General features: G+C 62.0%; 24 protein-coding genes and 1 pseudogene. 15 read left to right on the forward strand and 10 right to left on the reverse strand.

From position 1 onward, the window contains the following. Positions 1-91 precede the first annotated feature (91 nt). Complete coding sequence (locus R2855_04260; protein ID MEZ4530225.1) at positions 92-439, forward strand: cupin domain-containing protein; 348 nt, start codon at positions 92-94, stop codon at positions 437-439. Between the two features lie 63 nt (positions 440-502). Here the strand turns inward: R2855_04260 and R2855_04265 are convergent, their stop codons facing one another. After that, a complete protein-coding gene (locus R2855_04265; GenBank protein MEZ4530226.1) occupies positions 503-1,183 on the reverse strand; it encodes a zinc metallopeptidase in 681 nt (226 codons plus the stop codon). Positions 1,184-1,329: 146 nt separating this feature from the next. Between R2855_04265 and R2855_04270 the strand changes: the two genes are divergently transcribed. After that, positions 1,330-2,388, forward strand: a complete 1,059-nt coding sequence (locus R2855_04270; GenBank protein MEZ4530227.1) for a polyprenyl synthetase family protein — start codon at positions 1,330-1,332, stop codon at positions 2,386-2,388. Between the two features lie 22 nt (positions 2,389-2,410). After that, on the forward strand, positions 2,411-2,986 hold the full coding sequence (locus tag R2855_04275; GenBank protein MEZ4530228.1) for a phosphoribosyltransferase family protein: 576 nt from the start codon (positions 2,411-2,413) through the stop codon (positions 2,984-2,986). Here the strand turns inward: R2855_04275 and R2855_04280 are convergent. After that, positions 2,980-4,140 carry an aminotransferase class V-fold PLP-dependent enzyme gene (locus R2855_04280; protein MEZ4530229.1) on the reverse strand — a complete coding sequence of 387 codons (1,161 nt, stop codon included), beginning with the start codon at positions 4,138-4,140 and terminating at the stop codon, positions 2,980-2,982. The genes R2855_04275 and R2855_04280 overlap by 7 nt on opposite strands. Before the next feature lie 38 nt (positions 4,141-4,178). Between R2855_04280 and R2855_04285 the strand changes: the two genes are divergently transcribed. From R2855_04285 to R2855_04295, 3 genes are all read left to right on the forward strand, one after another. Next, positions 4,179-4,907 (forward strand): regulatory protein RecX, encoded by a 729-nt coding sequence (locus R2855_04285; protein ID MEZ4530230.1) that lies wholly within the window; start codon positions 4,179-4,181, stop codon positions 4,905-4,907. A 139-nt stretch (positions 4,908-5,046) separates the two neighbouring features. Next, complete coding sequence (locus R2855_04290) at positions 5,047-5,703, forward strand: MBL fold metallo-hydrolase (GenBank protein MEZ4530231.1); 657 nt, start codon at positions 5,047-5,049, stop codon at positions 5,701-5,703. Positions 5,704-5,876: 173 nt separating this feature from the next. After that, a complete protein-coding gene (locus R2855_04295; GenBank protein MEZ4530232.1) occupies positions 5,877-7,553 on the forward strand; it encodes a CTP synthase in 1,677 nt (558 codons plus the stop codon). A 5-nt stretch (positions 7,554-7,558) separates the two neighbouring features. Here R2855_04295 and purE read toward each other — a convergent pair whose 3' ends face one another. Together purE and R2855_04305 are read right to left on the reverse strand one after the other, a co-directional pair. After that, a complete protein-coding gene (purE, locus tag R2855_04300; GenBank protein MEZ4530233.1) occupies positions 7,559-8,056 on the reverse strand; it encodes a 5-(carboxyamino)imidazole ribonucleotide mutase in 498 nt (165 codons plus the stop codon). After that, positions 8,049-9,200 (reverse strand): 5-(carboxyamino)imidazole ribonucleotide synthase, encoded by a 1,152-nt coding sequence (locus R2855_04305; GenBank protein ID MEZ4530234.1) that lies wholly within the window; start codon positions 9,198-9,200, stop codon positions 8,049-8,051. The genes purE and R2855_04305 overlap by 8 nt, the downstream gene beginning before the upstream one ends. Before the next feature lie 124 nt (positions 9,201-9,324). Between R2855_04305 and R2855_04310 the strand changes: the two genes are divergently transcribed. The 4 genes from R2855_04310 (at position 9,325) to R2855_04325 (ending at position 14,044) form a co-directional block, all read left to right on the forward strand. Next, positions 9,325-11,364: a carboxyl transferase domain-containing protein gene (locus tag R2855_04310; GenBank protein ID MEZ4530235.1), complete on the forward strand. Its 2,040-nt coding sequence runs from the start codon at positions 9,325-9,327 to the stop codon at positions 11,362-11,364. After that, positions 11,357-12,475, forward strand: coding sequence for a hypothetical protein (locus R2855_04315; GenBank protein MEZ4530236.1), 1,119 nt, complete (start codon positions 11,357-11,359; stop codon positions 12,473-12,475). Before R2855_04310 ends, R2855_04315 begins: the two co-directional genes overlap by 8 nt. A 6-nt stretch (positions 12,476-12,481) precedes the next feature. Continuing rightward, positions 12,482-13,228 (forward strand): methyltransferase domain-containing protein, encoded by a 747-nt coding sequence (locus tag R2855_04320; protein ID MEZ4530237.1) that lies wholly within the window; start codon positions 12,482-12,484, stop codon positions 13,226-13,228. 69 nt (positions 13,229-13,297) lie between these two features. Beyond that, a complete protein-coding gene (locus R2855_04325) occupies positions 13,298-14,044 on the forward strand; it encodes a GNAT family N-acetyltransferase (GenBank protein ID MEZ4530238.1) in 747 nt (248 codons plus the stop codon). Here R2855_04325 and R2855_04330 read toward each other — a convergent pair. Next, entirely contained in the window at positions 14,026-14,643 is a 618-nt protein-coding gene (locus R2855_04330) for a DJ-1/PfpI family protein (protein MEZ4530239.1), read from the reverse strand. The genes R2855_04325 and R2855_04330 overlap by 19 nt on opposite strands. Before the next feature lie 379 nt (positions 14,644-15,022). Here R2855_04330 and R2855_04335 point away from each other — a divergent pair, with 379 nt between their 5' ends. Beyond that, a complete protein-coding gene (locus R2855_04335; protein MEZ4530240.1) occupies positions 15,023-15,727 on the forward strand; it encodes a zinc metallopeptidase in 705 nt (234 codons plus the stop codon). A gap of 68 nt (positions 15,728-15,795) precedes the next feature. Here R2855_04335 and R2855_04340 read toward each other — a convergent pair whose 3' ends face one another. Further along, complete coding sequence (locus tag R2855_04340) at positions 15,796-16,293, reverse strand: nucleoside 2-deoxyribosyltransferase (GenBank protein ID MEZ4530241.1); 498 nt, start codon at positions 16,291-16,293, stop codon at positions 15,796-15,798. Positions 16,294-16,343: 50 nt separating this feature from the next. Between R2855_04340 and R2855_04345 the strand changes: the two genes are divergently transcribed. From R2855_04345 to R2855_04360, 4 genes and pseudogenes are all read left to right on the forward strand, one after another. Then, entirely contained in the window at positions 16,344-16,694 is a 351-nt protein-coding gene (locus R2855_04345; protein MEZ4530242.1) for a hypothetical protein, read from the forward strand. A gap of 75 nt (positions 16,695-16,769) precedes the next feature. Continuing rightward, positions 16,770-17,732 (forward strand): radical SAM protein, encoded by a 963-nt coding sequence (locus R2855_04350; GenBank protein ID MEZ4530243.1) that lies wholly within the window; start codon positions 16,770-16,772, stop codon positions 17,730-17,732. A 91-nt stretch (positions 17,733-17,823) separates the two neighbouring features. Then, a pseudogene (gene ggt, locus R2855_04355) lies at positions 17,824-19,475 on the forward strand (gamma-glutamyltransferase). Between the two features lie 69 nt (positions 19,476-19,544). Next, positions 19,545-21,899 carry a copper resistance protein CopC gene (locus R2855_04360; protein ID MEZ4530244.1) on the forward strand — a complete coding sequence of 785 codons (2,355 nt, stop codon included), beginning with the start codon at positions 19,545-19,547 and terminating at the stop codon, positions 21,897-21,899. Here the strand turns inward: R2855_04360 and R2855_04365 are convergent. From R2855_04365 to R2855_04380, 4 genes are all read right to left on the reverse strand, one after another. Continuing rightward, complete coding sequence (locus R2855_04365) at positions 21,839-24,061, reverse strand: cation-translocating P-type ATPase (GenBank protein ID MEZ4530245.1); 2,223 nt, start codon at positions 24,059-24,061, stop codon at positions 21,839-21,841. The two genes, R2855_04360 and R2855_04365, sit on opposite strands and share 61 nt — an antisense overlap. Next, positions 24,058-24,435 (reverse strand): metalloregulator ArsR/SmtB family transcription factor, encoded by a 378-nt coding sequence (locus R2855_04370; protein ID MEZ4530246.1) that lies wholly within the window; start codon positions 24,433-24,435, stop codon positions 24,058-24,060. The genes R2855_04365 and R2855_04370 overlap by 4 nt, the downstream gene beginning before the upstream one ends. Before the next feature lie 81 nt (positions 24,436-24,516). Beyond that, complete coding sequence (gene uppP / locus R2855_04375; protein ID MEZ4530247.1) at positions 24,517-25,389, reverse strand: undecaprenyl-diphosphatase UppP; 873 nt, start codon at positions 25,387-25,389, stop codon at positions 24,517-24,519. Positions 25,390-25,395: 6 nt separating this feature from the next. Next, positions 25,396-26,466, reverse strand: a complete 1,071-nt coding sequence (locus R2855_04380; GenBank protein MEZ4530248.1) for a lysylphosphatidylglycerol synthase transmembrane domain-containing protein — start codon at positions 26,464-26,466, stop codon at positions 25,396-25,398. Between the last annotated feature and the right edge of the window lie 74 nt (positions 26,467-26,540).

Consider the following 26,540-nt stretch of genomic DNA (forward strand, 5'->3'; position numbering starts at 1 on the left):
CAGCGCGGACCGAACGGCAGTTCAATTGTGGCACGGTCCGCGGGTCGCGCACAGGTGCTCGGCCACAACAACGCGCACGGGAACGATCTTCATGCTCGCATCGAAAAAACCGCTCGGCCGCAGTCCGAGCAATCTCCCATTGCAACATCTGGTCGACGAAACCGATGGTTCGACGCAGCTCTACCTCGGACAGCAATGGCTACAACCGGGCGACCGCGTGCTCGATCACACGCACCCTTGCGAGGAAATCCTGCATTTCCTCTCCGGAACGGCAACCGTCCGGCTGGGGGAAGCGGTCGTCGTTGTCACTGGCGGAGACAGCGTGCATATCCCGACAGGTGTCTTGCACGGGTTCACCAACACCGGTGACGGTGAACTGCACCTTCTCGTGATCTTTCCTGCCCCGGAGTTCGCGCCGACAGAGATCCGCCGCCCATAGCGATGCCAAACGGGTGCTGGAGCACCCGTTTGCATCAGCCACTTCTTGTCTACAGCCGCATCGCTATCGGCTGCGGGAAGCCAGCCGAACGTAGTACAGCAAGCTCAGCACCGAGGTCAGGAACGCGGCCACATAGGTCCAGGCGGCAGCATCGAGTACCTTGTCGACGGCCTCGGCATCGGTCCTGTCGGTCAAGCCGAGCCGGTTGAGCTCCGCCTTGGCGCGGCGTGACGCGTCGAACTCGACCGGAAGGGTCACGAGCGTGAAAATGGTGGACAAGGCGAAAAGCCCAACACCCAGCCACGACAGCCCGGAGATCCCGATGATGATCCCGAGGAAAAGGAGCAAGAATCCAAGCTGGGAACCGATACTGGCGAGCGGCACGATCGCCGAGCGGAATTTGAGCGGAGCGTACCCGACCTTTTGCTGGATCGCGTGACCGGCTTCGTGCGCCGCGACCGCCATGGCCGAAACAGAATCGACGCCATAGACCGGTTGCGACAGTCGCAACACCTTGCTCTTGGGATCGTAGTGATCAGTGAGCGCGCCCTGCACTTGTTCGATCGGGATCGAGCCGAGTCCTTCGTCATCGAGAATGCGCCGGCTGGTCTGCGCGCCAGTCAAACCGGCGCTATTTCGCACCTGACTGTACTTCTCGAAATTGCCCTTGACCTTGGACTGCGCCCAGATCGAGAGCAGAAAACCCGGGATGATGAAGATGAAATACCACGGGTCGAGTACCATGCCTGGCTCCATTCGAACATCGAGCTGCTGCGCTTCCGCCAGCGCACATACCGAAATCCTACCTGTTCTGTTGCAAAATGAGCAGGTCTCGCCGTCGTGAATGCGACGGCAGCAACGCGAACTTGGCCTTTACACGGATCGTCGACGTGACCGCAACTCCAACCGATTTCGATTTCAGCGTGCTCGACGCGTTGTTCGAGCCGATCATGCAGCGCGCCGTCGCGCAGATTGGGCAAACGTCGACGACACTCGAACAGATCGCCGAATACCACATGGGGTGGCGCAATTCCGACTTTTCCCCTGTGACGGGAGCACGTCCGAACGCCGGAAAACGCATTCGTCCTCGTCTGGCGATGTTGGTGACGTCCGCGCTCGGGTCAGACCCCGGGTTGGCGGCGCCGGTGGCAGCAGCGATCGAGCTGCTTCACAACTTCACGCTAGTGCACGATGACATCCAGGATCGCAGTCATCTCCGTCGGCATCGGCCAACGGTTTGGTCACTCTGGGGTGAGGCGCAGGCGATCAACGCGGGAGACGCCCTTTTTGCGTCGAGCCATCTGGCTTTGTATGAGATTTCGAGCAGGCCGGAGACCGCCGGGTTGTTGGCGCCTGTGGCGACCGCCTTCGACCGCACCACGCTGGCAATCGTCGGTGGCCAGACGATGGATATCGAGAACGAAGGTGACGCCAGCGTGCAGCTCGATCGCTACTTGCAAACGATCGCCGGCAAGACATCCGCTATCGTCGAGTTCTCGGCCTGGGCGGGCGGACTGGTGGCCGGCGCGACGGAGCAGCAAGCTACCGACCTGGCGGCATTCGGGCTGGCGACCGGACTGGCCTTTCAGATTCGCGATGACGTGCTCGGCATCTGGGGCACCGCGGAGGAGACCGGAAAGACCCCAGCTGACGACATCCGCCGTCAAAAGCAAACCCCTCCACTCATCGAGCTGCGGCAAGTGGCAAGCGAGGCCGAACGGGCTGAACTCGATCACTGGCGCGCGGAAGCGCCCAACTCGGAAGAGGCGGTTGCGGCGATACTGCGTTTGCTCGACCGCTACGATATGCGCGCATTCGCCGATGCGTTGGTGCGCGCCTATCACGACGACGCAGCAGCGGCGCTCGGTCGAGTCGTCTCGCGCGATGCCAACGATGCGTCGCGCCAGCTGTATGCGTTGCTCGACGGACTCGAGCATCGTTCCAGCTGACCTGCGAACAAGGAGGACAAGGTTGTCACCTGACTATTCGGCTCTTCAGGACACGCTCGACCGCGGCAACATGTTGCGCGAAGGGCATTTTGTTTTTCGTTCGGGAGTCCACGCCACCGCGCTCATCGACCGGGATTTGCTTCTTGCCGACCCCGGAACGGCCAGCCGGTTTGGATACACGATCGCCAAGGCGTTCTTCACCGAGCATGTCGATACCGTCGCCACACCCTCCATCTGGGGTGCAGGTCTGTCGCAATGGGTCGGGTATTTTCTCGAGCCGAAAGCGAACGTCGTCGACGCGACACTGGTCGGCAACGACCTGCTCATCGCAGAGAAGCTGATTCCCTTCATCGAAAACAAGCGGGTACTGCTCGCGGACAACATGGTGCTCAGCGGCAAGACCATGACCCGGTTTCTGCATCTGATTCAGGAACTCAACGGTGTGCCGGTCGGCATTGCAACGATCTGGAGCGCGGGACAATCGGAGATTGCCGGTCTGCCGGTCACAAGCTTGCTCAATGCAATCTATCCGTCGTACCTGCCTGATGCGTGCCCTGCCTGCGCCGAACAACTCGAGCTCCAGTCGGTCGACTACTGATCCTTCAGGACGTCACGAAGTTCGGCAAGCAGCCGATCGGCATCCCCATCGGTGTTCCAGAAATGGCATGCCACCCGTACGCCGAGATTGCGCCGGCCGACATAGACCTTTCGCGATCTGAGCTCATGCACGATACGCTGGTCTCGCTCCGCCGATCCTGTTGTGAACGCCAGGATTTGGGAACGATGGGCGGCATCGAGATCGGACATGATCTCGACCGGAAGCGATGACAGGCCATCCAACACGTGGGTTGCCACGCTCGTCGCTTGGCGCGACGCCGCATCGATGCCAATCTCTTCCACGATCCCCAGCGAGGTCGCGACCGCCGCCGCTCCTGTCCAGTTTGGGCCGCCGCTTTCGTAGCGGCGCGCATCCGGATGCCAATCGAGCGCGAAATCGAGCGATTCGAATCCACCAGTCACGCTCTGACGACCGGGCATAGTGGGCGCGATGCGCTCCATCGCCCGTTCTGAGACATACAGGACCGCGATTCCGTGAAAGGCCATCATCCACTTGTAGCCATGCGCTGCGACAACATCGGCATTCCAGCCGGGCGCATCGACCGGCATGACTCCCAACGACTGGGTCGCATCCACCACCAACATGACGTTGCGAGACGCACAGAGGTCTCCAAGCGCGTACATCTCGTGCCGAAAGCCGTTCAGGAACTCGACATGGCTTACGGCCACCACCTTCGTTCGGTCGGTGATTGCTGCCTCGATCGAGGATAGCGGGGTGGAAGGACCTGCCTTTTTCGCCCAAACGAGCTCGACTCCGCGCGATCGGAGATTCATCCAGGGATAGACCAGGCTGGAGAACTCCATCTCGGGAATGACGACCTGATCTCCCGGCGACAAGAAGAGCCCGTTGGCCACGACGGCCATTGCTTCTCCCAGGTTCGTTTGTAGTGCCACTTGCCTGGCCGGAACCTTCATCAACCGTCCCACACGTTCCTTGGCGAGCTGCCCAAGCCGTTCGCGCGTGCCATCCTCCAGCGATGGGTTTTGCAGCGTATCGATCCGCTGCCGCAGGACAGAGGCAGTTCGGTTCGGCATGGGTGAAACGGCGGCATGATCGAGATAGGCCCACTCCGGCACGATCGGGAACTCGGTTCGTCGCAACTGTTCGATGTCGAATCCAGGCTCAGCTACCATTGGCTTTCTGCCTCCGTTGTTAGCAAGTGAAACCACGCATGCATCGAAGTCGCCGCCGGGCCGATTCCGAAACCGAGCAACAGCCAGGAACCATCGTACCGGGAACAGTCACGTCGATCGAAGCGCAGAAGCACTCGGCCACGCGCTATAGCATCTTCCTCGATGGCGCGTTCGCCTTTGGAATCGGACGCGACCTGCTGATCGAGTCAGGGATCGCCAAAGGCGAATTCCTCGGTCAGGACCGACTCGATGCCATTTTGGCTCAGGATGCGATCGATCGCGCGGTCACTACCGCGATGCGGGCACTCGAACAGCGCATGCAAACTGGCAAGGAACTGCGCACCAGGCTACTGCGCAAGGGGTTCGATCCAGCCGCAATCGACGCGGCACTGGAAAGGCTCGCCAAGTACGGGTATCTGAACGATGAGCGGTTCGCCGAGCTCTGGATCGAGAACCGTCTTGCTCATCGCCCCCGGAGCAAGCGGATGCTGGAGCAGGAGCTGCGCCAGAAGGGGGTCGATCGCGAGATCGTGCAAGAGACTGTGGCGAGCAGCGAGATCGACGACCGCGCCGCTGCGCTCGATCTGGCGACCAGGCGTCTCAAGAGCGTGCAGGGCCTTCCACCACAAGAACAGCGGAAAAAGCTCACCGGGATCCTGGCACGGCGCGGATTCGACTACGGCGCCATCCGAGCCGCCCTCGAGGCCGTTCTGGGCGAACCGTCAGACGAGCTCGACATGGGAGATTCGGAGGACGGCGTGGTATGATGAAAGAGGCCGCGAAAGCCGTCCGAGACGGTTCGTAGTCGACCCCATCTGAACAATTTACGTGCGCTCGCGCCCTCGTCCACGGACTTGGGCCGGTTTGCGTTTTTTGGCGCGCAAGCGTCCAGATTGGTGAGTCCCGTTGGCGGAATTCAAATGGTTCGGTCACAACTGCTTCCGAATCAAGTCGCGCGAAGCGACCATCATTACCGACCCAGTCGATCGGTCAACCGGATTCGCCGTGGCCAAGCAGAACGCGAACATCGTCTCGATCTCTCGAAGCGATTCTGTGAATGCGAACCTGGGTCTGGTCCGGCCTGACTTCCAGGTGGTCGACGGCCCGGGCGAGTACGAGATGGACGATGTTTTCATCACCGGTGTGCGCACGTTCATCGACGATGCGCATACCGAGCGGAAGCAATTCAACACGGCCTATCTTTTCGAAATGGACGGTTTCGTCATCTGCCATTTGGGCGATCTCGGAAAGGTTCCCAACTCGGATCAAACCGAACAGCTTGCTCAGGCGGACATTCTGTTATTGGCTGTCGGCGGGGCGAACGGATTGACCCAGGAGCAGGCCGCGGAGGTCGTTTCCCTGCTGGAACCCAAGGTCCTCATCCCCATGCAGTACCGGACCGAGATCGGCGATCAGGGCTTGCTTCCAGTCGAGAGCTTCGCCAAGCTGGTAGGTGTCGAACTGCCAGAACCGCTCGACAAGTACTCTCCGCGCCAGGCTGATCTCAACGAAGCGATGGAGATCGTGCTGCTCAATCCAGACAGCGAGGCGGCAAAGCGATGACCTGCAGCAGATCACTGCATCAGAACGTCGAAATCCCGGTCCTGCAATCGACCAGGAGTTGGAATCGCAACCTTGTGAGGCGACGCACCCGCGGCGCCTCTCTCACTTCTCGGGTAGCGCAGCACCCAGTTCTCGAACCCGTCGGTTTCAGTTTGCAGGAGAAGGGGTAGATCATGCCCAAGTACATCTTCATCACCGGCGGAGTCGTGTCATCGGTCGGCAAGGGAATCACCACTGCCTCCCTCGGCCGGCTGATCAAGAGCCGGGGCGTTCGGGTTTCTGTGATGAAGCTCGACCCCTACCTGAATGTCGACCCGGGCACGATGTCGCCCTATCAACACGGTGAAGTGTTCGTCACGGATGACGGCGCGGAGACCGATCTCGACCTCGGGCACTACGAGCGCTTTATCGACGAGAACCTTTCACGCGCATCGAACGTGACCACCGGCCAGGTCTACTCCGCGGTGATCGCCAAAGAGCGTCGCGGTGACTACCTCGGCGGGACCATCCAGGTCATCCCGCACATCACAAATGAGATCAAGGACCGAATTCGCCTGGCAACCGCGCAACACAACTCCGATGTCGTCATCATCGAAGTCGGCGGCACCGTGGGCGATATCGAAGGTCAGGCGTATCTCGAAGCCATTCGGCAGATGCGGCGCGAGGTCGGCCGCAACAACGTCTTGTTCATCCATGTCACGTTGCTCCCTGCGCTGGGCGCGACGGGAGAATTGAAGACCAAGCCGACTCAGCAAAGCGTGCGTGAATTGCGCTCCGCTGGTATCCAGCCGGATGTCATCGTGTGCCGTTCCGACAATGAGATTCCCGACGACGTCAAAGAGAAGATCGCGCTCTTCTGCGATGTCGATCGGGATGCGGTCATCCCGATGCCCACCGCTTCGACGATTTATGAAGTGCCCCTTCTCTTGCAGGAAAGCGGCGTGGACGTGCTGATCGACCAGCGCCTGAACCTGCAGAGCCATGAACCCGAATTGGACGATTGGCGCGAGATGGTGGAGCGGCTGAAGAACCCGGAACAAGGCGTCCGCATCGCCATCGTCGGCAAGTACGTCGAGCTGCACGACGCCTACATGAGCGTTACCGAATCGTTGACCCTCGCGGGTCTCGCATTCGACGCGAAACCGGAGTTCGTCTGGGTCAACGCGGAAACGATGTCGGCCGAAGAAATGGTGAACGTGTTCAAGACCGTCCAGGGAATCGTGGTTCCCGGCGGATTTGGTCCGAGAGGAACCGAGGGAAAGATCGTCGCCGCGCAATACTGCCGCGAGACGGGCACTCCCTATCTGGGGCTCTGTTACGGACTCCACATGGCGGTCATCGAGGTCGCCCGCAATGCGTGCGGTCTGGTCGACGCCAATTCCTCCGAGATCGATCCGGAGACGCCGCATCCGGTGATCGGGCTCATGCCGGGTCAGCATGGCGTCGAGATGGGTGGCACGATGCGGCTCGGACTTTGGCCCTGCAAGCTCGTGCCCGGTTCCAGGGCCGCGGCTGCCTACGGAACCGAACTGATCGAGGAGCGCCACCGGCATCGGTTCGAGGTGAACAACGACTATCTGCCGGTGCTGGCCGAGCAGGGACTCGTCGCGTCCGGAGTCTCACCGGACGGCAAACTGGTCGAGATCATGGAACTGGACGGTCATCCATTCTTCGTGGGAGTGCAGTTCCATCCGGAGTTCAAGAGCCGGCCGAATGCGCCACATCCGCTCTTTCGGGAGTTCCTGCGAGCCTCGCTCGACGTGCTGCCGGAAGGAAGCCAGCGAACGCTTCCCTTCCCGAACGGGGTGGCCAAAGCGACCGAGCCAGCGTTGGCGGGCGCGAACGAATAGACGCCTCAGGAACCGGTTCGCACCCGACGATCCTTTTCCAGGACCAGCTCGCGTAGTTGGTCCTGGAACGTTTCCATCCTCCGGAGCAGTTCCGGATCGCCTGCTCCGAGGATGCGCACCGCCAGCAAACCCGCGTTGCGCGCATTGTCCACAGCAACCGTCGCGACGGGAATGCCCGCGGGCATTTGCACGATCGACATCAGCGCGTCGAGTCCCTGCAACTTGGTGATACCGACCGGCACGCCGATGACCGGCAGCGGAGTGACCGACGCGACCATCCCAGGGAGATGCGCTGCCCCGCCAGCCCCGGCAATGATGACCTTCAAGCCCCGTCCGGCGGCCGCTTTGCCATAGCCGATCATCTCTTCTGGTGTGCGATGGGCCGAGATGATGCGCACCTCGTGCTGCACGCCGAACTCAGTCAAAGCGTCAGCCGCTGCCTGCATCACCGGCAAGTCGGAATCGCTTCCCATGATGACCCCAACCAGAGGCGCCTCAGACATCGTCGCGTTCTCCATTCATGATGGCGGCCGCTCGCCGCGCCAAGGCACGGGTTGCATCAAGTTCTTCACCTAACACCGTCAGGTGCCCAATCTTGCGGCCTGGGCGAGCTTCCTTGCCATAGAGGTGCAGATGCACGCCGCCAAGAGCAAGCGCCGCTCGCATCTGATCGGCCTCCGGTCCTCCGTTTCGTCCACCCACGATGTTTTCGGTGACGGCCCACGGCGCGGTACGTCGGGTACTCCCAAGCGGCAGGTCCAGAACCGAACGAAGATGCTGCTCGAACTGCGAGGTGACCGCGCCTTCGATCGAAAAGTGACCGGAGTTGTGCGGCCTCGTCGCAATCTCGTTGATCAGCAGCTTGCCGTCGGTCTGGAAAAACTCGACTGCCAACAAACCGACCACATCACAATCGGCCGCGATCGCCTCCACAATCCGCTGGGCTTCGGCATGCAAATCATCCGATTTCGGCGCTGGAGCGATCAGCTCACGCAGCATTCCATCGACCTGCACGGTCTCGACCAGTGGATAGGTGCGCGTTTCCCCAGACGGGCGGCGGGCGACCTGCATTGCGAGCTCGCGCTCCAGCGGGACCCGCTCTTCCAGAATTGGCGTGATGCCTCGATTCTCCAGCTCATCGAGCAGCGACTCGAGCGCGGGCAGGTCTTCCACGGTCCAGACGCCGCGCCCGTCGTAACCGCCCCGATCTGCTTTCACGACAAGCGGCATGCCAACACGGGCGACAAAATCCGCGACATGGCTGCGATCGACGACCGCCAGGAACGTCGGCACTGGCAACCCGAGGGCCCGAAACCGCTCGCGTTGCATGCGCTTCGATTGAGAGAGGCGCATCACCGAGGAGGACGGTCGCACCGTGTGACCCCTGCCTTCCAACCGTTCGAGCAGATCGGTATCGACCAGCTCGTGATCGAAAGTGAGGACGTCGCAATGGACGGCAAACGCTTCGACCGTGGTTGGATCGTCAGGATCGCCGATGGTGACATCGGGAATCACTTGCGCGGCGCCATCATCCGTGCGACTTGCCAGGACAGCCAACCGCACATCGAGCGCAATCGCCGCGGCCGCGCTCATGCGCGCCAGTTGACCAGCCCCGATGAATCCGATATCTGCTCGATCGCTCCGCACCGATCCCTCCGTGTTCGAGTGGAGCATACCAGCGCCACGTATGGTCCTTGGCCGCGCGAATCTGTCATTCTTAGGGGAAGTCGGGCTTCCATCCCAATCATTCGAAGCTCACCATGGGTAGTCGATGAATCGAAACATCAATTCCACCGTTGGCGAAGCCGATTTCGAGGCATATGACGATTTCGCGGCAGAGGATGCCGCCGGGGAGTTCGAGCTCACCTGCCCCAGCTGTGACCATCTCCTGAGCGCCGACTCCCTGTACGAGCGCTTTCGTGTCTGCCCGGGATGCCACCGGCACTTCTGGTTGCCAGCCCGGGAACGGGTCGATCTCGTCGCAGATCCCGGATCGTTCCGGGAAACCAACGCCGAGGTCGTCTCTCTCGAGCCGCTGACATTCCGGGACGCCTGGCCGAGCACCCGCCAGCCATCGTCCCAGATCTCCGCTGGGGAGAATGTGGTGACTGGAGCCGTCACGATTGGCGGCCGGGAGGCGGTCCTGGTTGTCGTCGATATGGCGATGACACCCGGTTCGATCGGTATCGTCACCGGTGAGAAGATCTGCCTCGCGATGGAAGACGCGGCCAACCGGCGGGTGCCGCTGATTGCGATCGCATCTGGCGGCGTGCAAACCGATAACGAGAGCATTCTGACCTTCGCCCAGAAGGTACGCATTGCCTCCGTGGTAGGTCGCCTGCAGCGCAACGGGGTCCCATTCATCTCCGTCCTCGCACACCCGACCACCGGAGCGTTCTTCACGGGACTTGGCAATCACGGCAATCTGGTCTTCGCGGAACCGGCGGCCCAGCTCGGGCTTGGTCCCGCCCGCACCAGAGGCTTGATCGACCTTGGCACCGCGAGCAGCGAAGAGATGCTTGCCGCGGGAATGATCGACGGAATCGTCGAGCGAACTGCCCTGCGCGAGCGCTTGGTGACGGTGCTCGATGTGCTGACCTCTCGCGGCTCACCACGGTCCAGCGCTTCGCCGGTTTGGACTTCGATTCCTCCAGGACGCGGCAGCGACGATGCCGCCATTGCCCGCAATCCTGGCCGCCCAACCCCGAGCGACTACTTCGAACGGCTCCGATCCAGCCTGATCGAAATCCACGGCGATCGCACCGGAGTCTCGGATCCCAACCTCATTGCGGGCATTGGACAGATCGAGGGCGTGACTGTTGGATTGATCGGCGTGCGAAGGGGAACCCTGAGCGCCGCCGGATTCCGCACCGTGGTTCGCCTCTATCGCCTCGCCGGGCAACTCGAGTTCCCAATCGTGACATTGATCGACTCACCGGGATTGCCGCAGGTTTCGGCAATCGAGGGGGCCGCGCTGTCCAATTCGATTAGCCAGGCAATGCGGGTTGCAGTATCGATCCCCGTTCCCATGGTCGCCATCGTCACCGGTGTAGCCGCCGGTCCCGGAGCCATGGCGCTGACGATTGCCGACCGGGTCTACATGCTCGAACATGCCCTCTACTCGACTGCTGGACTCGATCGCCCGGCCCATCCCGGATTGGCTTCGACCGCGCAGTCGGGTTTCTGGGGAGCCAGAGAGTGCTTGCGGCTCGGAATCGTCGATGGCGTGATTCCTGAGCCTTCCAGCGACGCTCGATCGGATCCCGATGGAGCGGCACAACAACTGAGGCTCACCATCATCCATGCGTTGGCGGAACTCAACGGTATTGGCCAACGACGCCTGCTCGATGAGCGCAATCGCAAGCTTCGGCACCTGGGCCTCGCCACCCCGGCCGGACGAGAGGCGCTCAGTATCGAAATTGCCCAGTTGCACGAAATTCAGCAGTCGCTTGGACGCTCGATCGAAGAACTGCGCGGACGTCTCGAGCACCACCAACTCGGTCTGCCGAACTTGCCGTCACTTCCGCAGGTGGACCTGTCGTCACTTCCAGCCCGTCCAACGCTGCCGCAGATGGATCTGTCGTCGCTGCCGGCGCGTCCGACGCTGCCGCAGGTAGATCTCTCGGTCTTGCCAACCCGCCCGTCTCTGCCCACGGTCCGTCGTCTGGGCAAGTCCCGTTCTGACATGAGCCATCTCGCAGAGCGATTCGCGGCAACTCGCCGTGGGTTCGCCGAACGAGTCCAGGACGTGCGCGCGACACTGGAGACACCCGACCAATCCGATTCGCAGGAGTCTGAACCGAATGAGTGATGTCGTTCTCGCCCAAATCGGCTTGGGACTCATTGGCCGCACGGTCGTCGAACAGATCTCCGCGCAACGCGACCGCTGGCAGCGTGACTATGGGCTGCGGGTCGTCATTCGCGCGCTCATCGACTCGACTGGCGGCATTGCCTCGGACACGAGCGGCGGCTTCTCCAACGATGACCTTGCAGCCGTGCTCGATCACCGCTCATCCGGGGGGCGGATTTCCACCTTGCCGGAGTCGTTCGGTTGGTCGAAACGCACGGCCTCGGAGGCCCTCACGCTCACGCAACCGTTCGGACCTGTCATCGCCATCGACACTGCCGCGGGAAGCAAGACCGCGGAACTCCTGGCCATGAATCTCACCAATGGCGGAGGAGCGGTGCTGTCGAACAAGGCGCCCATGGCCTTGCCTGCATCCGACCCAATGGCCGCGCTGCTTTGGTCCGAGTCCGGGTTTCGGGGACGCACACGCTATGAGACCACGTGCGGAGCGGGTTTGCCGGTCATTTCTACGTTGCGTTCGCTGATCGCTTCCGGAGACGAGGTGACGCAAGTCGTCGGCGCGTTGTCCGGCACGTTGGGCGCGATCTTCGCCGATCTCGATCAGGACAAGCCGTTCTCGCAGGCGGTCGTGGACGCCAAGGCGGCGGGATTCACCGAACCGGACCCGCGAGACGATCTGAGCGGGTTGGACGTAGCGCGGAAGGCGCTGATTCTTGCACGCACAATCGGCATCCCGGTCGAGCTCGACCAGATCCAGATCGAGAGCCTGGTGCCGGAGGCGCTGCGTGACGGCAGCGTCGATGATTTCATGGTGGGCATATCGCGTGTCGACAAGGAGATTGCAGAGCGCGCAGCGGCGGCGCGCGCCAACGGCGCTCGTTTGAAATACGTCGCGACCGTTGCTGCAGGTGAGCCGATTTCCGTTGGAATGCGGGAGATTCCGCTCGATACCGTTCTCGGATCGCTGACTGGTCCTGAGAACATCATCACGATCCGCTCGAAGCGTTATGCTGCCAATCCGATCAACATTACCGGTCCAGGCGCCGGCGCGGCGGTGACCGCGGCCGGCGTGGTGGCGGACATGCTCGATCTCGCGACAACCTTGGGTGAATGAGGAACGATGACTGCCAAGAACGCCAACCGATCGCTCGAACAGATCCTCGCCCAGCTTTCTCCTGACGACTACTATCAGTCTCCGGGTGGCCGGCGAACCCTGATCGCCTACGCCCTCATCGCAGGCATCCCGCAGGGCGCCAGGGTGCTCGATGTGCAATGCGGCATCGGGTCGTCTGCCGTAGACATCGCCGAGGCCTTCGGCGCAACAGTGTATGGATTCGACGACTATCCCGCCTATCTCGCGTTCGGGCGCCAGCTCGCGAACACCCGGGGACTAGCAAAGCAGATCGACTTCCAGGCCGTCTCGGGTGAAAAAGCGGTTCAGTCCTATCCCGAAGGAGATTTCGATCTGGTGTTAGGGCTGGGCGGAGGCCTGAGCGACACCATTCCTGGCGGGTTCGCGGGCGGATTGGCGGCCGCTCATCGTTGGCTCAAGGCAAAAGGCGTCATCATCACCGGCGACCTGATTGCCCCGGGAAAGCCCTCAGATTTGATGAAGATGGTTTTCGGGCAAAAGCTGCATGCGGAGGACGACTATCTCGCGGCGATCGATGCCGCCGGATTCGATGTGATCTATGCTGGGCGCTCGACGACCCGCGACTGGGACAATGTCGCCGCCACTATGGACCGGCTCCGCGCCCGATCCCTCGATCTCGGCCCTGAGGATGAACGACTGCGGCAGCAGCTCACCGAGGCAGCGCGCACGCATCCCGAGGTGGCGTTCCTCAACGTAGTCGCACGAAAGCGCTAGGCGAAAAGACGGTCTTCACGGGCTGCGAGAGACACCTCCGCCCGGATCCGTCTCACCTCGATGTCACCGATGCAACAGCACGGTCCCCACAATCTCGAGATCGAAGAGGCCGCGCTCCGGGCATGGCCCGCCGAGCAGCAACTGTTGTTCGACGGCTGGGTCGCGCGTCTCTCAGATGGCTACACCAAGCGCGCCAACTCGGCATTGCTGCTCTATCCTCAACCAGAGAGTGACCATCTCGCCACCGTCGCGCGAATCGAGCAGCTCTATCGTTCTTTGCAGCTGCCCGTGATCTTCCGCCTGCTGTCATTCACGACTCCGCCCGATCTCGATTCCTGGCTGGAAAACCGAGGCTATCGTGAGGCGGACCGCACCCTGGTCATGACCCATGTGATTGCCGAATCAGCACAGTTCGATGACGATGTGAGCGTGCTCGATCTGGACGAAGGGATCGAAGCGCATGCGCGCATGAACAACCTCTCCGCCGCCATTCTGCCGAGTCACCGGCGAATCCTGGAGCGCATACCGACGGGACTGACGTTCTTTGGGCTGCACGAGAAGGAAACACTCGTCGCGTGCGGGTTGTCGGTCACTGACGGCGGGCTGGTCGGCCTTTTCGGTATCGTCACCGATCCGAATTACAGGCGCAGGGGTCATGCCGCCAGGTTGGTCCGCGGCATGCTGGCCCAGGGAGTCCAGGACGGGGCGTCGACCGCCTATCTCCAGGTGGTCATGAGCAACACCCCAGCGATTGCGCTCTACGAATCGCTCGGGTTTCGAGAGGCATATCGGTACGCCTATCGCATCCGCGACTGATCGGCTGGAGCCATACGGATCCAGTCGTATTCCATGCCTCGCGCAGTCTCTTCGGCAACGGCCCGGCCGTGCAGTCGCTCGACCATGGCGAGCGCCATGTCGATTCCAGCGCTGACACCGGCGCAGGTCACGACATGTCCGTTGTCGATGACGCGTTGCTGGTTATCGAGAAGCAGATTTGGGAAGTGCGAGCGTAGCTCATCGAACGCTTCCCAGTGCGTGGTGACTGGCATTCCATCCAGGAGTCCCGCTTTCGCTAACAGCAACGCTCCGGTGCAAACGCTGGTGGTGATTTCGCTGGTCTGGTTCTGCTCTTGAATCCACCTGATCAGCCTGGGGTTGTCGAGTTCGGTCCTGGTTCCGAACCCTCCCGGCACCACGATCAGGTCGAACCGCGGTGAATCCGCAAAGCTGACGTGCGGCTTGACCAACAGACCGCCTCGGCAGGTGACGATATCGGTCGTCTCGCCAACCACCGAGACCGCAAAGAGGCGGTTCCCATCGCCGCCAGCCGAGGCGAAGACCTCGAATGGTCCGCAAAAGTCGAGCACCTCGACCTCGGGAAAGACCAGGATTCCTACCGTCCGCGGGTTCACCATCTGATCGAGTCTCCAGGTTTCACGGGGGCAATCAAGCCATGCCGCGAAATGCTACTGCCTGAACCTTGACACGCACCGTATCAATTCTGTAGGATTTCGACTATTCAGGGGGAGTAACCCCCGACCTGGTTCTCCAGGTTGGTTTCATGGTCGTCATTACGGACGCGCTCGCGTTCCCGGCCATGAAGGCGAGCACTCGCTCGCACGGCGTAAGACCCTGGCCGTTCCATCGTTTGGATGGAAGCGGCTGGGATGCACATCTCACGCTACCAGCCGCAAGAGGAGAGCGAGCTTCAGCGAATCGAAACACCGCGCAGGGTTCCCGGCCGGTTCCGGTATTCAGGCGACGAGTTTCCGCACGAGCTCCAGAGAGGAATTCATGTTCTTCGATCCGATGTATTTGATCTTCATGCTCCCTGGATTCATCCTGGCCTTTTGGGCGCAGGCAAAGGTCAAGGGCGCGTACGAGAAGTATTCCAAGGTGCCGAATATGGCTGGCCTGACTGGCGCACAGGCGGCTCGCCGCATTCTCGACACCGAAGGGTTGCAGGCTGTGCCGGTGGAAGTCACCAAGGGCGTCCTGAGCGACCACTATGACCCACGACATCGGAAGCTCGTGCTTTCCGAAGGCGTGTACGGGAGCACCTCGGTTGCGGCTGTGGCGATTGCCGCGCACGAAGCCGGCCACGCGATTCAGCATCAGCAGGGGTATGCGCCGTTGAAGGCGCGCACCGCGATCGTGCCGGCAGTATCGATCGGGTCCAACCTCGGCTTCTTCGTCCTGATTGCCGGGGTGATGCTCGGCAGCCTGACAATGGGCTGGATCGGCGCAGCCCTCTTCGGCCTGGCCACGCTCTTCGCGCTGATTACGCTGCCGGTCGAGTTCGACGCATCACGCCGCGCCAAACTTGCCCTGGTGCAGTCCGGTATCGTCGATGGCGGCGTGGCCGGAGGTCAGGAGAGCAAAGGCGTGGATTCGGTTCTCGGCGCGGCGGCATGGACCTATGTTGCCGGGTTCCTCGCCTCGCTTCTCTCGCTGCTCTATTGGGTCATGCTGTTGACCGGCATGTCTCGCGACGAATAGCGGGGTTCGCGCTGGCGAACACGCATGCCTGGAGGAAGCGCTCGGATAGCAATGTCCGGGCGCTTCGTTTACCCGGTGGTGCTCGATTCGCGTGCTGCCGCGACCTCGACGAGGCGATCCAACGCTTCGTTCTCATAGAGATAGACACCCAGCGATTGCTGAAATCCGCCGATCACCAGCGCGTTCGCGTTGCCCGCCTGGTTGTCGACACCATGCTTGTCCGGGTGTGGCGGCGACTTGAACCGCATATCGCTGGCAAGCCCAACGATTCCCCAGTAGCGGCTCGGATCGACGTATTTGCTGAGACAGTCGAAGTATCCGGCCTCCCAGTTCGTTCCTGAGTCCTCGCTGAGCTGGCACAGAACGACATTGCTGTTTTCGAGTTCGGCGATATCCCACTCGTAGATCATGCGGGCGGTGATCTCCGGACGCTCCTTGTTGTTGATTGGCTCGCTCTCGTTCGGACAGTAGACATCGAACCCCAGCGCCCGCACCTTCGCCGCCAACCGAAGGTTATACTCCTGATCCGCCAGCGAAAACATCGGCCCGCTCAAATACACCCGCATGCCGCGACCTCCTCGTGAGTGTTCCATTCTAGCGGCCAAGGGCGACTGGTTTGGTACACTCGCCGCAATCGATCATTACCGGAGAAGAGGCTCAGTCGATGGTCATGAAAGCAATCAAGCACGTCGTCGACTTCGCGGCTGGTGTCGCAGTGGGCGCCGTGGCCGGGGCAGGCATCGCCTATTTGACCACGCCTCGCAGCGGCGACGATCTGCGCCAGGAAGGGATCGATCTGGTCGATTCGGCGCGGGATGCCGGTGAACGCGCCCGCATCGACCGCGAAGCAGAACTGCGCGACAAGTTCCGCATGCAAGTCGGTCGCCGTGATGCCCTTACCTCGACCCCTGACAATGCAGTACTCGGCGCCGAGTCGCATCCGCCCACGATTCCGCTCCCCACCTGAGTCTCGATCCGAAAACCTCAACAAGTCGACGTGCGCAGGCATTGCAAATGCGAACATGTGTGCTATTCTGTTCGCATGGCAGCTACGAACTATGTCGACTCCCGTTGCAAGACCGCCATCAACCGCGTCTACGGCATGCCCTTCAAGTGGTCGCTCAATCCGTATCGCGGCTGCATGCACGCCTGCCACTACTGCTATGCCCGCGAGTCGCACACCTTCCTGGGTCTCAATGCCGACAGTGACTTCGAGCGGCAGATCTTCGTCAAGAGCAACATCGCGGAAGCGCTCGATCGTGAACTGAGCCGGCCCGGTTGGGCGGGCGAATCGATCGCGATTGGAACAGCCACCGATGCGTATCAAGCCGCCGAGAAGCGCTTTCGGCTCACACGGGCCTGTCTCGAGGTCCTCCAGAAACACAACCAGCCGTTCAGTGTGGTCACGAAATCGCCGCTGATCGCACGCGATCTCGATCTCATTCGCGAGATCTCCCGCCGAGCGCGCGTGCATATCTACTTCACGGTCACCACCGTCGACGAGGCGCTCTCGGACAAGATCGAGCCAGGAGCGTTCCCGCCCCGCAAGCGGCTCGAAGCGCTCGAGATGCTTGCGGCAGAGGGCATCGTCTGCGGGGTCATGATGGCCCCAGTCATGCCAGGGCTGAACGATCGGCAGGACCAGATCGAGGCCGTTGCAGAAGCTGCAGCAGCGGCGGGGGCAAGCACCTTCTGGGCAGGTCCGCTCCGACTTGCACCGCCGGTCCGCAACCACTTCTTTGCGTTCCTCCAACGCGAGTTTCCAACGCTGCTTCCCTGGTACATGCGACGCATGGAAGGGCAACACCTGCCCGAGTCTGTGCAACAGCGCATCGAGGACCGCGCCGCCAACGCGCGAGCGCGTTTCGGCCTTGCCGTGACGGAACGGCGCGCACCTCCCGAACCGGCGTTGGTTCGGCCACTGCCGGCGCAACTCGCGATTCCACTTCCGGAACTCGATCCTCCCATGCCTATCCCGCTCCGGTATGATCCCTTGAGCGCCTGACCGGCGCGATTCGAGGAGGAAGGAGCGGGGACCAATGGCGTCAGTCAGCCGGTGGCGGTTGGGTCGGTTCGAGGCGATCTCTGAAGCAGGCATGGTGGCGGCAAAGACACCGCTTGCCGCCCAGTTCGGCGCGAAGGTGCTGGAAAATGGCGGCAACGCGGTGGATGCGGCAGTGGTGACCGCTGCCGTCGCCGGCGTGGTCGAACCCTGGATGAACGGGTTCGGCGGCGGAGGTTTCCTGGTCCGACACGACAGCAAGAGCGGCGAGTCCTCGGTTGTTTCCTATCCCATGGTCGCTCCGTTATCAGCCACTCCGGACATGTTCCCGCTTTCTGGTGGGAAACCAGATGCCGAGCTTTTCGGCTGGCCAGGCGTTGTCGGCGCGGCGAACATCATTGGCGCACGATCGGTCTGCGTTCCGGGCACGCCTGCCGGTCTCGCGTTGGCGTTGCAGCGCTACGGGACCTATTCGTTCGCGGAAGCCCTGAACCCAGCCATCGACCTTGCGCGACACGGAATTCCAGTTTCCTGGCACATGTCGATGGAGATCGCGCGCGATCTGGAGAACTTGCGCAAGTTCGAGGCGACCGAAGCTCTTCTCTGTCCCAACGGGATCGTGCCCTGGTCGACCTCGCAGGACAATCCAACCCTGCTGAAACAGGAAGAACTCGCCGCGACCCTGGAATCAATTGCCAGGGACGGCGCCCGATCGTTCTATGAAGGTCCGATCGCGCAACAAGTCGTCTCACACCTTAACGGACTTGGCGCGAGCTTTTCCTCGACGACTTCGGCCGATATCAAGCAACCATCGAAGACGCGCTCATCGGCACCTACAACGGTCACCAGGTCGTCACGACGAACAACGGCACGGGCGGACCGACCCTGGCGGAATCGCTCGGCCTGCTGGACGGATTCGACCTGTCTCAGGTGCCACGCAACTCGGTCGAGGCGCTGCACATTTGCGCGCAAGCATTCGCCATCGCCTTCGCCGACCGTTTTGCCTATCTGGCCGATCCGAACTTCGTCGATGTCCCTATCCAGGCACTCCTCTCCGATGCCTATCTCGACGCGCGTTGCGAAGACATGAAGCAGGACCGCATCGGCAATCTACGAGCTGGCACGAAGGATCAACTCGGCGTTGCTCATGGGCTGGAGGGCTCGATGCCCGACTACTCGAGCGGGGGCAGCACAACCCATCTGAGCGTGATCGATAAGGACGGCGTGGCGGTTTCGCTGACACAGACGCTGCTGAGTCTATGGGGCAGCCGGGTGACCGTTCCGGGAACCGGGTTGATCATGAACAATGGGATGATGTGGTTCGACCCCGAACCCGGACGACCAAACTCGATCGCAGGCGGCAAGAAGCCGCTATCGAACATGTCGCCGGCCATCCTGGTTCGCAATGGAGAAGCAGTTGCCGCCCTGGGCGCCAGCGGTGGACGGCGCATCATGAATTGCATCGCGCAGATTGCCATGAACATGCTCGACCATGAACTCCCAATGCAGGAGGCGGTCACATCGCCGCGCATCGACCGGTCGACCCCGACGCTCTTCGCCAGCAGCCGTCTGCCGAAGGCAACAGTCGATGGCCTCACTTCGCTGGGACATCGGGTGTCGGTGCGCGATGAGACGCTTTTCTTTGGCGACTTCGCGTCACCCGCGTGTGTCGAGCGGACTCTGAGTGGTCAACTCAAAGGCGGCGTCGATCCGTTCTACTATCCAGCCACGGCTCACGGCGCCTGATCTGCTCGGGCCGCGGCAGCGTATCGTTAGGGGAGCGCAATCCGTCGACTCTCCGGCGTGGAGTACTGAGTGCCGAAACGACAATCCGCCCTTCGAACGTCCCAGAGGCGGCTCATCCGCGTCGCCATTCGCGCACTGCCTGGTCTTTTCCTCGCGCTCGCGGTCACGCTCGGTTTCTCGAGCTTCGATGGAAGCGCGCATGCCGAATTAGAACGCACGATCCCGAGTCAGGATGCCATCCTCTCAGCTCCGCCGGAGAATTTACAGTTCTGGTTCACCGAGCGCGTCTCGATGGATCCGACTCCACCGGTCATCACGGTCTTCGATGAGGACGGAAACAAGCTCGAGACCACCAGTGTGACACTGGATCCGAATGATCCGCGTCACCTCACGGCCGAGGTGTCGGGTTTCGTCTCCGGCACCTATACCGTCAGTTGGACGGTGCAATCGGCTGACGACGGCCACACCCTGAGTGGCACCTTCGGTTTTCGCATCGGCACCGGCCGGGCGCCAGGAGCCGCCACCGTGTCGGGCGAGCAGCCCGCAATCTGGGCGGTGGTCTTGCGCTGGATCACCTTTCTCGGGGCCGGCGCCGCTGCCGCCGGATTGATCTGGATCGGGTTCAGCGCACGGTCTGATTCCGACAAACAACAAGCCAGGCGTGGCGCAGTCGCGATGGTCGCTGCGGTCGCCGCGCTTCTGGCCACATTGCTCGAACCCGTACTGCAAGCCCAGTTCCCCCCGTCCGGTGTCACCAAACCAACCCTTTCCGAAGCCGTCGCTGGGCTTCCCAACCCGTGGTGGCTTCGTCCAGCAGGCCTGGCAGCGGCAGTCGCTGCGCTCAGTGTCATGCACTTCTATCGCAAGAAAGACGCGTGGAAACCGATTGGCCTCGTTGGCGCGCTAGGCGCCTTGGCGGCATTGCTCGGGCTCGCGCTCACCACGCACGCCGCCGCTCAGGAAGACTGGAATCTGGCCGGCAAGCTCTCCGTGTCGCTGCATGAGCTCTCGGTTGGGCTGTGGTCTGGGGGATTGATCCTGCTTGCGTTCGCCTGGCCCCGTGGCGCGCTCGCGGAAGGGGAGACGTCCGGCAAGGATGCGCTGCGTCAGTTTTCGAAGGCCGCCATGGTGTTGGCGCCGATCGGCATCGTGACCGGGATCGTGAATTCGGGCCTGATCTTGCCCTCGGTCGATTCACTCTGGGAAACGAGCTGGGGCAAAATCCTGATCGTCAAGGTGGCGATTTTGGCGCCGGTCATGATTCTCGCGGCGCGCCATCACCTCTGGCTGCGCAAGCATCTACAACGGATCGGGAATGCCCTTCAGGGAAGCGTGCGGCTTGAGACTGCGCTCGTCGCGGCAGTAGTGCTTGGCGGAACGATCCTGGCTCTCTCAGCGCCGCCAACCACCTCGAGCGGCGAGGTCACGAGCATCGACCTGGCGGCACCGCTGGCTGGCAACGATCAGGTCAGCGAGGTGCTGCACCTGATCATGTCGCCGATGCGCGCCGGCGAAAACGAGATTCGTGTGAATGTCGGCCTGCTCGACCCCGATCAGGGGGGCGAGGTGATCCCCATCCAGCGCGTGCGGCTCGACCTTATCAGCTTGAATCACGAAGCCGAGCAACGCGACGTCGAACTGGTGCAGGACCCCGCCACGGGTGATTTCGTTGCGAACGGACTGCAATTGACGATCAACGGTTGGTGGGAAATCGACGTGCTCGTCCGCCGCGCGGGACTGGAAGACGAGATCGTGCCGTTCTTCTTCCTCATCCCCGATCCGAACATCAACGGGTTCGACGCGCCGCAATTCGACAGCTCGTCGGATGAGGCACAAGCGCTCTTCGAGAGTGCGCTGGATATGGAGATGAATCTCACCAGCGTGCACTACACCGAGCGGCTGGCGTCCGGGTTGGGAGGTGTGGCGATTTCCGAACGAACGGTGAGCACCGGCACAAATGGGTCGCCACCAACCTCCCTGCAGGTGACCAGCGGCATCGAGTTGCTGACCATTGGCGACACCTCATGGCAGCGCACACCGGGCAACGAGTGGATCGAGCGGACTTACATTCCGATCTTCCCGCCGTCTGAATGGGGAGCAACCTACGACGGCGCGCGCGACTTCCAGCTCGGACGCCGTGTGTTGGTCGGCGACAACGTGGCGCGGGTTATCACGTTCTATGTACCGGAGTCGGACAAGCAGATTGCAGCCTGGTATGCGTGGTGGATCGATGAGGAGACCGGGCACCTCGTCAACGAGACGATGGTCTCTCGACTGCACTACATGCGCTGGCGCTTCTTCGACTTCGATGCCCCGGTCGATATCCCCGTTCCAGGAACCAAGGCCACACCGGTTGCGTCGCCTCAGGCGTCTCCGGTTGCCAGTCCGGCCGCGTCTGCCGGAGACGGACCGGATTCGGCCTGAACAGCCTCGTCATGACGATGGCCCGATCCGGGCAACTGCCACCGGGTCAGGCGCAATGCATTGGCTGTGACGAGCAAAGACGTGCCAAGGTCGACCGCGACGGCCATCCAAAGCGTGGTCACCCCGACAAGGGTCAGCGCAAGCGCGACCAGCTTGACCACCAACGAGATTCCGATGTTCTGCCGGATGATCGCGACGGTTCTACGCGAGAGGTCGATTGCGCCTGGAACGGCAAAGAGATCGTTTCTCAGGATTGCGACATCAGCAGTTTCCACGGCGAGGTCGGAACCGGTCAGCCCCATGGCAAACCCGACCGTAGCGCTGCCCAGGGCAGGACCGTCGTTGACACCGTCGCCCACCATCGCCACGGCGCCGGTTCGTTCACGCAGCGCAGCAACGCGAGACGCTTTCTCACCAGGAAGAAGCTCGGCCATCACCTCGTCGATACCGCACTCGCGTCCAATGACACTCGCGGTCGAGCGGTTGTCACCGGTCATCATGGCAATGGGCTCGATATCCTGTTGGCGCAGCCGCGTCACAACTGCCGCGCTTTCGGGACGGATCTGGTCGGCAAGCGCAATGGCGCCAACGGCGACAGCCCGTTCCTCTTCCTGGCGAGCCACGAGAAGCACGGTTTGCCCGGCCCAGTCCGTTTCCAGTGCCGGTAGTTCGATCCCAAGCTCCACGAACCACGCCGGCGAACCGACCCAGACCCGCGAATCGTCGAGGATGGCGCTTGCGCCGCGACCGGCAGTTGCCGCAAACCCCGTTGCATCCTGAATCGGCACACCATCGCGAACCGCTCGCTCGACGATGGCGAAGCCCAGGGGATGCTCGGAAAGCGCCTCGACAGCCGCCGCATGGAGCAGCACATCGTGCTCGCTCCCCTCAAATGCGATGATCGAGGTCACAACCGGCTTTCCGCGGGTAAGCGTGCCCGTCTTGTCGAAGACAACCGCTCGCACCGAAGCGATTGCTTCGAGCGCCGCACCGCCCTTGACGAGGAAGCCTCGCTTCGCCGCGACGCCCACAGCAGAGACAATGGCCACCGGAGTCGAAATGATCAGAGCGCATGGACACGCGATGACGAGGAGCACCAATCCGCGAGTCGCCCAATCCCGCCAGTCGCCGGTTGCTGCGCCACCAATGATGGCTACGAGAACGGCGGCTCCGACGACAACCGGGGTGTAGATAGCCGCGAAGCGATCGATGGTCTGTTCCGCATGACCGCGACCGCCGCGGGCATCTTCGACCAATTCGACGATGTTGGCCAGTGTGGACTCCGCTGCCGTACAGGACACGCGCACCACGACCGAACCAGATCCGTTCAACGACCCCGCATAGACCTGCGAACCAGGGAACTTGTCGGCGGGCAGCGATTCACCGGTGATCAACGATTCATCGACCGTAGTCGCCCCTTCGTCCAGCACACCATCTGCAGGAAATCGCTCGCCGGGCCGCACGCGGATGCGATCACCAGCGACGAGCGACTCGACGCTGACGAGCTCTTCATTGCCGTTGGTGACGCGAAGCGCTTCTGACGGTGCAAGGGTGGCTAGCGACGAAAGCGCGCTTCGGGTGCGATCGAAGGTGAGACTTTGCGCGAGATTTCCGATGGCAAAGAGCGCGGCGGCAGCGGCGGCTTCCGCCCAGTCCCCCAGCAGCAACGCACCGAGAATCGCGAGCGTCATCAGGACGTTCATGTCGATACGGCGGTTGCGTGCGGCTTGCAGCGCGGCGCGGCCAAACGTCCACGCTCCGGCGACCACGGCCGCTGCGTATGCGATTCTGGCGACATCGGGACGATCGCCGATCAGGCTGATCGCACCCCCCAGGATCCAAAGGACCACTGCGGCGATCGCCAATTGGGAACGGCGGTCAGCAAGCAGCGAAGGAGTCTCGGACGCGCGGGCCGCGCCTCGCGAAACAGCGCGATACCCCGCGACCTCGACAGCGTGCAACACTCGCGGTGTCACGTCGACCTGGCTGCGGGAATCCGTCTCGACCGTCAACGTGCCAGCGCCAAAGTTCACCGTCGCTGCTGCGACGCCGGGGAGCCGTTCCACAGCGGTAGCGACGCTCCTGGCGCATTCAGCGCAATCCATCCCCCGCACGTCGTAGACCGTGCGCGTGCCGGCAGCCTCCTGCGCGGGGGCGTTCATCCGGCTTGCTCTTCCGCGGTGGCAACGTCTTCGGCAACATGATCCGACGCAACCGAAAGGATGTGGGCGACATGATCGTCGTCGAGCGAATAGAAGAGCACGCGGCCGTCGCGACGATGCTTGACGAGATGGTTCTCGCGCAGGATACGGAGTTGATGAGAGACCGTAGTGCGGTTGATGCCCGTGGCTAGCGCGAGATCGCAAACGCAGAGTTCACCATCTCCAAGCGCCGCCAACATCCGCTGCCGGGTTGGATCGCCGAGCACTGAGAAGAGACGGGCCATTTCGCCATCTTGGGCAGTCCGAAGCCGCTCGCGGGCTGCGCGGACCTGATGAGGATGAATACTCAGTTCCTCGCAAAGATCGTCGTTCACGCCAGCCTCCCCATATGTGCGCTTTCATGCACATGTTACGACGCGAGCGTTCCCCGAGCAAGATCGTATCGAGTTCTGTGGCTAGGATCGGAATCCGGACAGCACCAGACCGATGAGCACGATGGAGGCAATGATGCGGTAGATAACGAAGACCGCGGTCGATTTCGTTTGCAGATACCGCAACAGAAAGCGAATGGCCAGGAAGCCAGAGACAGCAGATGCCGTCATACCGGCTACGATTCGGGTGATTTCGGTTCCGCTTGGGTCAGACTGGATCAGGTCGGCCAGTCCCTTGAGACCAGCGAAGGTCACCAACGGGATTCCGAGCAGGAACGAGAAGCGTGCGGCATCCGCGCGCGTGAAATCCCGGAACAGCCCCGCCGTCAGCGTCACGCCCGACCGTGAGGTTCCTGGCATGAGCGCGATCGCCTGCGCCACTCCAATTGCAACGGCGTCGGGCACCCGGATCGAGCGCAGGATACGGATCTCCTTGCCGTACTTGTCAGCGAGCCACAGAAGAATCGCAAAGGCCGCGAGCAAGACCGCAATCACGATGATCGCCCGCTCTTCGTTCGTATCGCTATGAAAGAAATCGTCGAGGCGATCCTGGAACAGGAGCCCGATGACTCCGCCGGGAATGGAACCAATCACGATCAGAATGCCGAGCCGGGCATAGAACGTGTCGTCTGACTCGCCGGGTTCGGGACCTTTGAGAAGTGAGACGTTCTTGCGCAGCATGGTTGGAATGGCGCGGAAGATGTCGACCAATTCACGCCAGAAATAGGTGAACACCGCGAGCAGCGTCCCGAGATGCAATGCGGCATCAAAGGCAAGTCCTGGGGTTTCCCAGCCGAAGAGCCAGGGGATGATGATGAGGTGTCCGGAGGATGAGATCGGCAGGAACTCGGTGAGTCCCTGCGCAATACCCAGGATGATTGCCTCGATCAAGCTCATGCGGCGCTACGAATCGAGCGGAGCGCCAGCGGCGGTCCGGGGAGTCGAGCGCAGTTCGGACGCGTCCGTGTCCGCCTCGGGCTCGGTCGAATACTCGGCAGCTTCGACCTGCCGGAGGGAAAGGTGCAGGCGGCTCCACTCGATCACGCCCCAAATGGTGACGGGAAGCCAGAGCATGACATGCACCAACACTCCATAGGAAAGCGCCAGTTCTCGGCTCAACCCCAAAGCGCCGCTCAGCACCAGGATGACGGCCGCTTCGTAGGGACCAACGTAGCCGGGTGAGGACGGCACGAGCGTCGCGAGATTTGCGATGCCGGTCGTGAGCATCGTTTCGGGCACGCCCATGGCCGCTTCGATCTGCCCACCAAAGGCGCGCGCCACCATGTAGTACATCGAGGCTTCGAAACCCCAGGCGACAAGGGACGAAATGGAAACCAGCGCCAGTTCCCGCCAGCGATGAAAGATGCCCAGACCCGTTATGAACGACTCGGCCATGCGGTTGACCTTGGCGCCGAGCGATGCCGGCAATGGTCCGAGCGCAAGCTGGAGCATGCGGTCTCGCAGGCGACCGCCCTTCGCGAGAAGCACGAGCGCAACCAGCGCCAGGCCGAAGATCAGCATCGCCAGCTCGGCCACGCGGCTCAGTTGACTGGTGAGATCGACGAAGAGCATGGACGTCGCAATGAATGCGAGCAGCGCCATACCGTCGAATATGCGCTCGACCGCAATGGTGGCGAGCGCGGTCGACTTGGTGACGCTGGTGCGTTGTGAAAGCGCGTAAGCGCGCACGAACTCCCCCGTGCGCAACGGCATGACGTTGTTGGCCATCAATCCGACGGCGTTGATGCCGACCAGTTTGCGAGCGGGAACCGCCTCGACCGGGCGGAGCAAGACACTCCAGCGATAGGCGCGCACCAGCAAACCGATGAAATAGAGGCCGAGTGCTGGGACGAGGTACCAGTAGGTAACCTGCGAAAACGCTTCCTTGATGGCCGCGTAGTCTTGTCCGCGGAGCGCGAAAACGAGGAAGAACGCGCTTACCGCAAATCCCAGAATGATGCGACGACGGTTCATGCCGGCCGGAGGGCCCTCTCAGATGATGGGCGCTTCGCATCGCTTGTGACGAGCGCATGCCCTATCCACGCCTC

It is taken from the genome of Thermomicrobiales bacterium (assembly GCA_041390825.1).
Classification (GTDB): Bacteria; Chloroflexota; Chloroflexia; order Thermomicrobiales; family UBA6265; genus JAMLHN01.